Genomic DNA, 11,429 nt, shown 5'->3' on the forward strand with positions numbered 1-11,429 from the left:
GCCCAGCGCATCTCATCCCAGCGGTAGGATTGCGCGCAGGTCACGTCCTTGGCCAGATCCAGACCCTTCAGCCCCGGAAAGGCACGGGCGCGGGCCACCAGCGCCTCGATGTCGAAGACGCCATCGGGGTTATGGGCGAGCGCCACATGCGGTGCGCCCTGCTGGCGGATCGCGCGGGTCAGGCGGCGGGTGTCGATGCCGCCGATGGCGATGCGGCCGCGCTTTTCCAGCCATGTGGTCAGATGTTCGGCGGCGCGCCAGTTGCTGGGTTCGGTCGGATCCCATTTCACGACCATGCCGGCCGCGACGGGATCGGCGGTTTCGTCATCATCGGGGTTCACGCCGACATTGCCGATATGGGGAAAGGTGAAGGTCACGACCTGCCCCGCATAAGACGGGTCGGTCATGATTTCCTGATATCCTGTCATCGCGGTGTTGAAACACAGCTCGGCCACGGTGATGCCGGTGGCGCCGAACCCTTGGCCGTAAAAGACGGTTCCATCGGCCAGGGTCAGGCAGGCGGTGGGGCGGGGCGAAGTGCCGGGCATGGAAGACTCCTGTTCGTGGATCGAACGGACACTATGCGCCCGCGCGCGCGGGTTCAAGGCCAAGCGATGCGTAAGGTTGCACGGGAATTCACAAAGCGGTAGGGTCCGGCTTCGGATCATGGGGATGACTGCCGAAATGGATATGCGTACACGGATTGCGTCCGCCTTGAAGGACGCCATGAAAAGCAAGGAGGCCGAACGGCTTTCGACGCTGCGGCTGATCAATGCGGCAATCAAGGACATGGAGATCGCCCGCCGTGGCGAAGAGGCCGAAGACGGTGTCGGCGATGCCGAGATTCTGCAAATCCTTGGCCGGATGGTCAAGCAGCGCAACGAAAGCGCGCGCGCCTATGAAGAGGGAAACCGGCTGGATCTGGCCGAACGCGAACGCGCCGAGATCGCGGTGATCGAGGAATTCCTGCCCCGGCAATTATCCGAAAAAGAGGTCGAGGACGCCATCGCCAGGGCCATCGCTGAAACCGGTGCGGGATCTATCCGCGACATGGGCAAGGTGATGGCGGCGCTGAAGGCCAAATTCACCGGCCAGATGGATTTCGGCGCTGTGGGGCCGATGGTCAAGGACCGGCTGGCCTGATCGCGCTGCTTGTGTGCCCCGCCTGCGAAAGCTGACCCCCGGACAAGGTCGATACTGGTTATGGTGTGACTGGCAGCAAGGCGGTGCGGCTTTCAGACGTTGCCGGGTTTGTGTTGTTGTTCCTGCCGGGCCTTGGGCTGCGCAATCGGTTCCGGTTGGGTTAAGGGGAACATTCGGGCGGCGGGCAGGTTTTATGGCTGTCTGCAACCGGAAAGGAACCATCATGCCAGCCCAATCAAAGGCACAGCAACGCGCGGCGGGGGCGGCCCTGTCGGCCAAGCGGGGCAAGACCAAGGTCAGCGATCTGCAAGGTGCCTCGAAAGAGATGTATGACGACATGACCGAGCAGGAACTGGAAGAGCTTGCCGCGACGGATCACGACGATCTGCCCGAGCATAAGGAATGATCAGCGCCCTTGCAGATCGGTGATCAGGGCCTGCATCTGCGCGATTTCACGGCGCTGCGTTTCGATGATGCTGTCTGCCAGTTCCCGCACGCGCGGATCGCTTATTTCGGCGCGTTCACTTGTCAGAATCGCGATGGAGTGGTGGGGAATCATCGCCTTCATCCAGGCCACATCCTGAATGGTGGTCTGGCTGCGCACAAGCCACAGTGACGTCGCGAAGATGACGACGGCCAGCCCCAGCACCGCGCCGTTCAGCGCGCGATTCTGATACATGCCCCACATGAACAGCATCATCACGATGGCCATCGTCGCACCCATGATCAGCGCCATGAAGAGCCGGGTTTCGCTCCAGTAAACGTGCTCCAAGGCATAGGTATTCAGATACATCAGGCCCAGCATGATGATGGTGGATGTCGCGATCATCGCTGCGAATTTGGTATAGCTGTTCATCTTGCCCCCTTGGTGGTTCGATCTGTGCTGTGATCCCAACGTTCGCGGGCGGGCACGGTTCCGACTGGGCGGGCGGAAGGGGCGTTTTTGTCTAGACCTGGCGCAGGCGGGCCAGTTCGGCCATCACCTCGGCCCGCAATGTGGCGCGTTCGGCAGGCGTCAGGAAGGCGCCCAGTTCGACCTCGCGATCACCGCCTTGCAGGGTCAGGTAGTTTTCAACCGGCCCGCCTTTGGGGTGGATCATGACCCTTACCCAATAGGGGTTTGCCTGCCAGTGCTGCGTGGGGCCGCGCGGATTGTGACGGGTCAGGGTCATGTGGTCGGGCCAAAGGCATAGCTGTTCCAGCAGTTCGCCGTCGCGATAGGAGCGTTGCAGGAAATACCACATCAGCGCCAGCGCCCCCAGCACGAAGGGCAAAAGTCCCCACAGCACAGGTGTGCCCAAGGCCGCCAGCAGCGGCAGCAGGATCAGCAGGAATGTGATGCCGATGAAGGCCACAAAGCCCCGTCTGGGCAGCGAACGATAGGGCCACAGGTGCAGTTCGGCACTGGGCGCGCCCGTTGCGGGCGGGGCCGGGGGCTGCCGCCCCCCGACCGGCGATGCCGGTCGCCCCCCGCGAGTATTTCGGCCAAGAAGATGGGGCGGATGCGAAAGGGCCCCGGAATGATCCGGGGCCCCTGTGGCAGGATTTACCCATTCATAGGGCATGTCAGTGCGCGTGGCCCTTGTCCCAGTCGGACTGTTTGGGCAGCGTTTCGAACGTATGTTCCGGCGGCGGGCTGGACACGGTCCATTCCAGCGTATCGGCCCATTCGTTCCAATAGTTGTTTTCGGTCACGCGGCGCCCGGCCAGCAGCGTATAGAAGACGATGCCGATGAAAAACACAAAGGACGCGAAGGCAAGAAAGGCACCGATGCTGGAGATATAGTTCCAGTATGCGAACTGTTCGGGATAGTCGATATAGCGGCGCGGCATGCCCTGACGGCCCAGGAAGTGCTGGGGGAAGAAGGTCAGGTTCGAGCCGATGAACATCATCCAGAAGTGCAGCTTGCCGGCCCATTCGGGGTATTGGCGGCCCGACATCTTGCCGATGTAGAAATACATCCCGGCGAAGATGGCGAAGACCGCGCCCAGCGACATCACATAGTGGAAGTGGGCAACCACGTAATAGGTGTCATGCATGGCCCGGTCGATCGCGGCCTGGCTGAGCACGATGCCGGTCACGCCACCGACGGTGAACAGGAACAGGAAGCCGATGGCGAACAGCATCGGTGTCTTGAACTCGATCGAGCCGCCCCACATCGTGGCGATCCAGCTGAACACTTTCACACCCGTGGGCACCGCGATGACCATCGTGGCCAGCATGAAATAGCTTTGCTGGTTCAGCGACATGCCGACCGTATACATGTGGTGCGCCCAGACGACGAAACCCAGCACCCCGATGGCGACCATTGCATAGACCATCGGAAGATAGCCAAAGACCGGCTTTTTCGAGAAGGTCGCGATCACGTGGCTGATGATGCCGAACCCGGGCAGGACGATGATATACACCTCGGGGTGGCCGAAGAACCACAGGATGTGCTGATACAGGATCGGATCACCGCCGCCAGCCGGCTGGAAGAAGGTGGTGCCGAAATTGCGGTCGGTCAGCAGCATGGTGATGGCACCGGCCAGAACCGGCAGCGCCAGCAGGATCAGCCAGGCGGTGACGAAGATCGACCAGGCAAACAGCGGCACCTTGTGCAGGGTCATGCCCGGCGTGCGCATGTTCAGGAAGGTGGTGATCATGTTGATCGCGCCCAGGATCGACGAGGCCCCCGACAGGTGCACCGCGAAGATCGCCAGATCCATCGAATAGCCGCCTTCATTGGTGGACAGGGGGGGATACAGGACCCAGCCCACACCGGAGCCCAGCTGGCCATCGCCGCCCGGGCTGAACACCGACAGAACCGCCAGCGCGGTGCCTGCGACATACATCCAGTAGGACAGGTTGTTCAGGCGCGGAAACGCCATGTCCGGTGCGCCGATCTGCAGCGGCATGAAAAAGTTGCCAAAGCCGCCGAACAGCGCGGGAATCACCACGAAGAACATCATCAGGATGCCATGCGCGGTGATCAGCACGTTCCAAAGGTGGCCGTTGGGCGTGCAGTTGTCGGCGGTCTGCGCGAGGATATGCAGCCCCTCCATGCACATGTGCTGAACGCCGGGTTCCATCAGTTCGATCCGCATCAAAACGGTGAACAACACCGAAACAAAGCCTACGGCCCCGGCGGTGAAGAGATAGAGAATCCCGATGTCTTTGTGATTGGTGGACATGAACCAGCGGGTGAAGAACCCGCGGGTGTCTTTGTGCCCGTCATGGCCATGAATGGCGGCGTCGGCCATATCGTGCCTCCCGTTCCTGTTATCAAGGGCGGGGGCCTGACGGACCCTCCGCGCGTTTTCCTAAACCGCGTTCTAATGCGCTCTGCGCGGCTGGGCAATGCTGTGTTATGTCGCGGGGGTGAAAAATCTGCGTCCCGCCGTGCGGGCTGTGACGCGGAGGATCAGAAGATCAGGTGAAAGATCAATGGAAGCAATATGGCCGTCAGCAGCGCGTTCAGCCCCATGGCCAGCCCGGAAAAGGCGCCCGCGGTTTCATTCACCGTCAATGCGCGCGCGGTGCCGATGCCGTGGCTGGCCGTGCCCATGCCAAGGCCGCGGCTGGCCCAGTCGTGAATGCCGATGGCGTTCAGTGCAATCGGGCCCAGCATCGCACCCAATATGCCGGTCAGAATGACCAGAACCGCTGTCAGCGACGGCAAGCCGCCCAGTTGTTCGGAAATGCCCATCGCCACCGGGGCCGTCACCGATTTCGACGCCAGCGAGATCAGCACATCGCGCGATCCATCCAGCACATAGCCGATGGCCAGCGCGGATATGATCGCGGTCAGTGATCCGGCCAGGATGCTGGCCAGGATCGCCACCGCCGACCGGCGCACCTTGTCGAACTGGCGATACAGCGGGATCGCCAGCGCGACCGTCGCCGGCCCCAGCAGGAAATGGATGAACTGCGCCCCCTCGAAGTAACGCTGATAGCTGGTTCCGGTCGCCACAAGGATCGTCACCATGATGATGACCGTGATCAGCACCGGATTCAGCAGCGGGTTCAGGCCCGTCTTGCGATGCAGGGCCGTGCTGGCCTGAAAGGCCAGAAGGGTCAGTGTCAGGTGAATCAGCGGGTTTGCGCTCAGATAGACCCAGATGGCGGTGAAATCCTGCATCTATCGACCCCGCCCGCCGGATTGGCCGTGTCGGCCCAGCACGGTCATGACCAGTGCGGTCACGATAACGGCCAGCACCGTGCTGACAACCAGCGCCACGCTGATCGGCAGCCATTCATGTTTCAGCAGTCCGAAATGCAGCATCACCCCGACCCCGGCCGGCACGAACAGCAGCGACATATGACGCAACAGCCCGTCGGCAACCTGTCCAAGGTCATGGCTGATGCCGCCGCGCCACATCAGGATGGCGAACAGGACCACCATGCCGATAACCGGGCCGGGGATGGATATTCCAAGCGCGGTGGCAACCAGTTCCCCCGCCAGTTGGCAACTGAAGATCAGCGTGATCGCGTTCAGCATGGTCCATCCCCGCTTGCGCCCGGTTCCCGTCCAGCAGACCCTCTGGGCGGGCCGGGGTCAAGGGCGCGCTATTCCATATGGGGCGCAAAGGTGCGACGTAGCGCGACATCGACATCCGCCATCGTCACCGGCAAGCCCAGATCGACCAGGCTGGTTACGCCATGATCGCGAATGCCGCAGGGCACGATTCCGTCGAAATGCGACAGATCCGGTTCGACATTGATTGATATGCCATGGAAGCTGACCCATTTGCGCAGGCGGATGCCGATGGCGGCGATCTTGTCTTCATGGGGGCTGCCATCGGGCAGGGCGGGTTTGTCGGGGCGCGCGACCCAGACGCCGACCCGCCCCGCCCGTCGTTCGCCGGTGACATTGAATTCCGCCAGCGTCGCGATCACCCAGTTTTCCAGCTGACAGACAAAACGGCGCACATCACGCCCGCGCGCGCCGACATTCAGCATCACATAGACGACGCGCTGCCCCGGCCCGTGATAGGTATACTGTCCGCCGCGTCCGGCCTCATAGACCGGGAACCGGTCCGGGTCGGTCAGATCAGCGGGCCGCGCCGAGGTGCCCGCGGTATAAAGGGGGGGGTGTTCCACCAGCCAGATCAGCTCTTGCGCATGTTCGGCCGCGATATCGGCGGCCCGCGTCTCCATGAAACGCAGGGCGTCGGGATAGGCGGTCAGGCCGGGGGCGATCTGCCAGTCGATCATGATGAAGGCTCCGCGCTGGGAAATGCCGCCGGGCCGGACGGCATATTTCATTGTCACAGGGCAGGCAGGTCTGGCAACACCCCTTGCGCGCCGCCCGTCGATGCCGGGCCTGATGGTCAAGAATAGCACTTCACATCATGCGGCCAAGCCGCTAAGAAGCCGCGCACTACCTGACACGTGCGGTCGTGGCGGAATGGTAGACGCGCAGCGTTGAGGTCGCTGTGGGGCAACCCGTGGAAGTTCGAGTCTTCTCGACCGCACCAATTTCCTGAAATCAACATCAAGGTGATCGCGCCGCATGTGCCGCGCGAGGGCCTTTGGCCGTTTGATGCGGCCAATACAGGCCGTGCCAGTTGCGCATGATACCACAAAAGCAAAAGGACCGCCGAAGCGATCCATTGCTAAGCTACATCACCGGCAGCTTTAAATTGGAGCGGGCGAGGCGATTCGAACGCCCGACCCTAACCTTGGCAAGGTTATGCTCTACCCCTGAGCTACGCCCGCATCCTTGGGTGAGGGGTGATCTATAAACTTCGGCCGTGATCCGCAAGGGGCTTTTTGCCCCCCGGGCGATTTTTATACTTCGGGCCGGTTGCGCTTGGCCCGCCACAGGTTCAGGGCCTCGACCGCACCGGCAAAGATCATGGCGGCATAGATGAACCCCCGGTCGATATGGAAATGCGATCCATCCGCGATCAGCGCCATGCCGACCATCACCAGAAAGGCCAGCGCCAGCATCTTGGTGGACGGATGCGCCTCGACAAAGGCGCCGATGGGCTCGGCGGCAACCATCATCACCAGAATCGCAATCACCACGGCGGCGATCATTACTTCGACATGATCGGCAATGCCGACGGCGGTGATGACGCTGTCCAGTGAAAACACCAGATCCAGCAGCATGATCTGAAAGATCACCGCGCCGAAACTGGCGGCCTTCACGCTGCGTTCGCTGTGGCCGTTGCCTTCCACCTCGACGAATATTTCGGTCGAGGCCTTCCAGATCAGGAACAGCCCCCCCATCAGCAAGATGACATCGCGCCAGGACAGCCCGAACCCAAGCACCGTTATGAAGGGCTCGGACAGCGACACGATCCAGGTGATCGAAAACAGCAGCAAGATCCGCAACACCAGCGCCCCGGTCAATCCGATCACGCGCGCCCGCGCGCGCTGTTCACGCGGCAACCGCTGCGCCGCGATCGAGATGAAGATCACGTTATCGACGCCCAGGATGATCTCAAGCGCGGTCAGCGTCAGGAAAGACGCCCAAACGGCGGGATCGGTCAGGAAATGCAGCATGGTTTGCCCTTGATGTCAGGTTGAAGTGTGTCACTGGGCCACACATCTAGCACCTGCAACGGCCAATACCAGATGCCACTATCGCGCGGCGATGCGCCAGGCGAAAAAAGCCCATATATATATCACCTTGGTGAAAATACTCTCGCCGAAGGCATGCGCGCCCGGCAGGGCGCGCCAAAAGACCTGGCCCGAAGGGCCGCCGATCACTCCAGCTCGATCAGCAGATCCTTGGCGTCGATCTGGGCGCCGGGTGCAACATGCACGGCTTTGACAACCGCCGCGCGCTCGGCATGGATGCCGGTTTCCATCTTCATGGCCTCGATCGTCAGCAACAGATCGCCCGGCTTGATGGCGATGCCGGGGCTGACGGCCACCGTGGCCACGACGCCGGGCATGGGGGCGCCGATATGGGCGGGGTTGCCGGTCTCGGCCTTGGGGCGGCGGATCACGCTGGCCTTGGCCCTGCGATCGGGCACGCGGATCACGCGCGGCTGGCCGTTCAGTTCGAAAAACACCCGTGCATCGCCGTCGTCATTGGTGTCGCCCACCGCCTGCAGTCTGATTTCGAGCGTCTTGCCGGGGTCAATCTCGGCGGTGATTTCCTCGCCCGGTTCCATTCCATAAAAGAAGGTGCGCGTGGGCAGCGTTCGCACCGGGCCGTAAATCTCGTGTCGCGCGGCGTAATCGGTGAACACCTTGGGATACATCAGATATCCGTTCAGGTCTTCGTTGTCGAAGCTCTGATCCTCGAATTTTGCATTCAGCTCGGCGCGCGCGGAGGCCAGATCGACGGGGGCCAGATGCTTGCCGGGGCGGTTGGTATTCGGCGCCTCGCCCTTGAGAACCTTTTTCACGATGCCGGCGGGAAAGCCGCCCGGAGGCTGGCCCAGATTGCCGCGCATCATGTCGATCACGCTGTCGGGAAAGGCGACATCGGTCGCCGGGTCTTCGACCTGATCGCGCGTCAGCCCCTGCGCCACCATCATCAGCGCCATGTCGCCCACGACCTTTGAACTGGGCGTGACCTTGACGATATCGCCGAACATCCGGTTCACGTCGGCATACATCTGCGCAACCTCGTGCCAGCGGTCCTCCAGCCCCAGGCTGCGCGCCTGCGCCTTCAGGTTTGTGAACTGCCCGCCGGGCATCTCGTGCAGGTAGACCTCGGATGCGGGGGCCTCCAGCCCGGCCTCGAAGGCCGCATATTGCGCGCGCACCGCTTCCCAATAAGTGCTGATTTCGCGGATCGCACCGATATTCAGGCCGGTATCACGGGGCGTGTGGCGCAGGGCCTCGATGATCGACCCCAGGCAGGGCTGCGAGGTGCCGCCCGAAAACGCATCCATCGCGGCATCCACCGCATCAACGCCGGCCTCGGCCGCGGCCAGAACCGTGGCGCCGGCGATGCCGCTGGTGTCATGGGTGTGGAAATGGATCGGCAGGCCGACCTCCTGCTTCAGCGCGCGGATCAGGATGCTGGCCGCGTTGGGCTTGAGCAGCCCGGCCATGTCCTTGAGCCCAAGCAGATGCGCGCCGGCGGCCTTCAACTGATGGCCCATGGCAACGTAATATTTCAGATCATACTTGGCGCGGTCGGGGTCCAGGATATCGCCGGTATAACAGATCGCCCCTTCGCAGACCTTGCCGCTGTCGATCACCGCATCCATCGCCACGCGCATGTTCTCGACCCAGTTCAGGCTGTCGAACACGCGGAACACGTCAACCCCGGTTTCGGCGGCCTGGCGGACGAATTCGCGCACCACATTGTCGGGGTAATTGGTATATCCCACCCCGTTCGAGCCGCGCAGCAGCATCTGGGTCATCACATTGGGCAGGGCCGCGCGCAGATCGCGCAACCGTTGCCAGGGGCATTCCTGCAGAAAGCGATAGGCCACATCGAATGTGGCCCCACCCCAGCATTCGACGCTGAACAACCCCGGCAGATTGGCGGCATAGGCGGGCGCAACCCGGATCATGTCGATTGATCGCATCCGGGTGGCCAGCAGCGACTGATGCCCGTCGCGCATCGTGGTGTCGGTCATCAGCAGCCGGGTCTGGGCCGACATCCAGCGTGCCAAGCCTTCGGGCCCCTCGGCCTGAAGAATGTCGCGGGTGCCGGATACGGGCACTGAATTGTTCGGGCCGGGCGCGCGCAGCGCCCGCGGCTCTGCGGCGGGGCGGGGGCGGCCCATGGTTTCAGGATGCCCGTTGACGGTGATATCGGCGATATAGGTCAGGATCTTGGTCGCGCGGTCGCGGCGGGGTTTGAAATCGAACAGCGCGGGTGTCTGGTCGATGAACTTGGTGTGATAGGTGTTGTTCAGAAAACTGGGATGTTTCAGCAGGTTTTCGACAAAGGCGATATTGGTCGCCACGCCCCGGATACGAAATTCGCGCAGCGCCCGATCCATCCGCGCGATCGCGGCCTGCGGCGTGGGGGCCCAGGCGGTGATCTTTTCCAGCAGGCTGTCGTAATAGCGCGTGATCACCGCCCCGGAATAGGCCGTGCCGCCATCCAGCCGTATCCCCATGCCGGTGGCCCCGCGATAGGCGGTGATGCGGCCATAATCGGGGATGAAATTATTCAGCGGGTCTTCGGTGGTGATGCGGCATTGCAGGGCATGGCCCGACAGGGTGACACCCGCCTGGCTGTCAATGCCGGTGGCTTCGGCCAGGGTCTTGCCTTCGGCAATCAGGATCTGGGCGCGCACGATGTCTATACCTGTGACCTCTTCTGTCACGGTATGTTCGACCTGCACGCGGGGGTTCACCTCGATGAAGTAATATTCATCATTGTCCATATCCATCAGGAATTCGACCGTGCCGGCGCATTCGTAATTCACATGCTGGCAGATCTTCTTGCCCATTTCGCACAGATGTTCGCGCTGGGCCTGTGTCAGATAGGGGGCGGGGGCGCGTTCCACGACCTTTTGGTTGCGCCGCTGCACCGAACAATCGCGTTCCCACAGGTGATAGATATTGCCCTGGCTGTCGCCCAAAATCTGCACCTCGACATGGCGGGCGCGCAGGATCATCTTTTCCAGATAGCCCTCGCCATTGCCAAAGGCGGCCTCGGCCTCGCGCCGACCTTCGCGCAGCTTTTCGGCCAGTTCGCCCGGCCCGTTGATCGGCCGCATCCCGCGCCCGCCACCACCCCAACTGGCCTTCAGCATCAGTGGATAGCCGACCTCGGCCGCCTGTTGCGCGATCAGATCCATGTCATCGCCCAGCACATCGGTGGCGGGAATTACCGGCACGCCGGCGGCTATAGCCACTTTTCGTGCACTGGCCTTGTCGCCCAGTTCGCGCATGGTCTGCGCGCGCGGGCCGATGAATGCCAGCCCTGCGGCGGTGCAGGCGTCCACGAATTCGGGGTTTTCGGACAGCAGGCCATAGCCCGGGTGAATTGCATCGGCACCGCACATCCGCGCCACGCGGATAATCTCGGGGATCGACAGATAGGCCGCCACCGGGCCCAGGCCGGCGCCGATTCGATAGGCCTCATCCGCCTTGAACCTGTGCAGGGACAGCTTGTCTTCCTCGGCATAGACAGCGACGGTGCGTTTTCCCAACTCGTTGGCTGCCCGCATGACGCGAATGGCGATCTCGCCGCGATTGGCGATCAGTATTTTCTGAAAATCGGGCATTTGTCTTCCTCTGCGATATTTCACGCATAGTGGCGTCGATGCGGATTGCCCTCAAGTGGTAGCAATTCGCCGCATCGCGCGGCAAGGGCGGCCAGCGGATGCAGGGAAAGAAATTTGCCACGGCGACAAATTTCATCGCAAGATGT

General features: G+C 62.2%; 11 protein-coding genes and 2 tRNA genes. 3 read left to right on the forward strand and 10 right to left on the reverse strand.

Going from position 1 to position 11,429, the window contains the following annotated elements; genetic code table 11:
* Positions 1 to 548 (reverse strand): carbamoyl-phosphate synthase domain-containing protein (locus ACTCHC_RS12530; protein ID WP_463022839.1); only part of this gene is annotated, 548 nt, incomplete at its 3' end.
* A 136-nt stretch (positions 549 to 684) separates the two neighbouring features.
* Between ACTCHC_RS12530 and ACTCHC_RS12535 the strand changes: the two genes are divergently transcribed.
* Entirely contained in the window at positions 685 to 1,143 is a 459-nt protein-coding gene (locus tag ACTCHC_RS12535) for a GatB/YqeY domain-containing protein (RefSeq protein WP_463022840.1), read from the forward strand.
* Positions 1,144 to 1,366: 223 nt separating this feature from the next.
* Positions 1,367 to 1,549: a DUF3008 family protein gene (locus tag ACTCHC_RS12540; protein WP_463022841.1), complete on the forward strand. Its 183-nt coding sequence runs from the start codon at positions 1,367 to 1,369 to the stop codon at positions 1,547 to 1,549.
* Here the strand turns inward: ACTCHC_RS12540 and ACTCHC_RS12545 are convergent, their stop codons facing one another.
* From ACTCHC_RS12545 to lipB, 6 genes are all read right to left on the reverse strand, one after another.
* A complete protein-coding gene (locus tag ACTCHC_RS12545; protein WP_463022842.1) occupies positions 1,550 to 1,999 on the reverse strand; it encodes a DUF305 domain-containing protein in 450 nt (149 codons plus the stop codon). It abuts the gene before it with no gap.
* A 91-nt stretch (positions 2,000 to 2,090) separates the two neighbouring features.
* Positions 2,091 to 2,708: a DUF2244 domain-containing protein gene (locus ACTCHC_RS12550; protein WP_463022843.1), complete on the reverse strand. Its 618-nt coding sequence runs from the start codon at positions 2,706 to 2,708 to the stop codon at positions 2,091 to 2,093.
* Position 2,709: 1 nt separating this feature from the next.
* Positions 2,710 to 4,386: a cytochrome c oxidase subunit I gene (gene ctaD, locus ACTCHC_RS12555; protein WP_463022844.1), complete on the reverse strand. Its 1,677-nt coding sequence runs from the start codon at positions 4,384 to 4,386 to the stop codon at positions 2,710 to 2,712.
* Positions 4,387 to 4,547: 161 nt separating this feature from the next.
* Positions 4,548 to 5,264, reverse strand: a complete 717-nt coding sequence (locus ACTCHC_RS12560) for an LrgB family protein (RefSeq protein WP_463022845.1) — start codon at positions 5,262 to 5,264, stop codon at positions 4,548 to 4,550.
* Positions 5,265 to 5,624, reverse strand: coding sequence for a CidA/LrgA family protein (locus tag ACTCHC_RS12565; RefSeq protein WP_463022846.1), 360 nt, complete (start codon positions 5,622 to 5,624; stop codon positions 5,265 to 5,267).
* Between the two features lie 68 nt (positions 5,625 to 5,692).
* Complete coding sequence (gene lipB / locus ACTCHC_RS12570; RefSeq protein ID WP_463022847.1) at positions 5,693 to 6,340, reverse strand: lipoyl(octanoyl) transferase LipB; 648 nt, start codon at positions 6,338 to 6,340, stop codon at positions 5,693 to 5,695.
* Between the two features lie 179 nt (positions 6,341 to 6,519).
* Between lipB and ACTCHC_RS12575 the strand changes: the two genes are divergently transcribed.
* Positions 6,520 to 6,603: transfer RNA gene (locus ACTCHC_RS12575), tRNA-Leu, on the forward strand.
* A gap of 166 nt (positions 6,604 to 6,769) precedes the next feature.
* Here the strand turns inward: ACTCHC_RS12575 and ACTCHC_RS12580 are convergent.
* The 3 genes from ACTCHC_RS12580 to ACTCHC_RS12590 form a co-directional block, all read right to left on the reverse strand.
* A tRNA-Gly gene (locus tag ACTCHC_RS12580) sits at positions 6,770 to 6,844 on the reverse strand.
* 72 nt (positions 6,845 to 6,916) lie between these two features.
* Entirely contained in the window at positions 6,917 to 7,636 is a 720-nt protein-coding gene (locus ACTCHC_RS12585) for a TerC family protein (protein WP_463022848.1), read from the reverse strand.
* Between the two features lie 203 nt (positions 7,637 to 7,839).
* The gene (locus ACTCHC_RS12590; protein WP_463022849.1) at positions 7,840 to 11,283 is read right to left on the reverse strand and encodes a pyruvate carboxylase; all 3,444 of its coding nucleotides are present in this window, start codon (positions 11,281 to 11,283) and stop codon (positions 7,840 to 7,842) included.
* Positions 11,284 to 11,429 lie beyond the last annotated feature (146 nt).

It is taken from the genome of Actibacterium sp. (genome assembly GCF_055134745.1).

Bases quoted from the DNA above. Each gene is read 5' to 3' on its own strand.
- ACTCHC_RS12550 (WP_463022843.1), bottom strand. From the start codon at position 2,708: ATGCCCTATGAATGGGTAAATCCTGCCACAGGGGCCCCGGATCATTCC.
- lipB (WP_463022847.1), bottom strand. From the start codon at position 6,340: ATGATCGACTGGCAGATCGCCCCCGGCCTGACCGCCTATCCCGACGCC.
- ACTCHC_RS12565 (WP_463022846.1), bottom strand. From the start codon at position 5,624: ATGCTGAACGCGATCACGCTGATCTTCAGTTGCCAACTGGCGGGGGAA.
- ACTCHC_RS12560 (WP_463022845.1), bottom strand. From the start codon at position 5,264: ATGCAGGATTTCACCGCCATCTGGGTCTATCTGAGCGCAAACCCGCTG.
- ACTCHC_RS12540 (WP_463022841.1), top strand. From the start codon at position 1,367: ATGCCAGCCCAATCAAAGGCACAGCAACGCGCGGCGGGGGCGGCCCTG.
- ACTCHC_RS12535 (WP_463022840.1), top strand. From the start codon at position 685: ATGGATATGCGTACACGGATTGCGTCCGCCTTGAAGGACGCCATGAAA.
- ctaD (WP_463022844.1), bottom strand. From the start codon at position 4,386: ATGGCCGACGCCGCCATTCATGGCCATGACGGGCACAAAGACACCCGC.
- ACTCHC_RS12590 (WP_463022849.1), bottom strand. From the start codon at position 11,283: ATGCCCGATTTTCAGAAAATACTGATCGCCAATCGCGGCGAGATCGCC.
- ACTCHC_RS12585 (WP_463022848.1), bottom strand. From the start codon at position 7,636: ATGCTGCATTTCCTGACCGATCCCGCCGTTTGGGCGTCTTTCCTGACG.
- ACTCHC_RS12545 (WP_463022842.1), bottom strand. From the start codon at position 1,999: ATGAACAGCTATACCAAATTCGCAGCGATGATCGCGACATCCACCATC.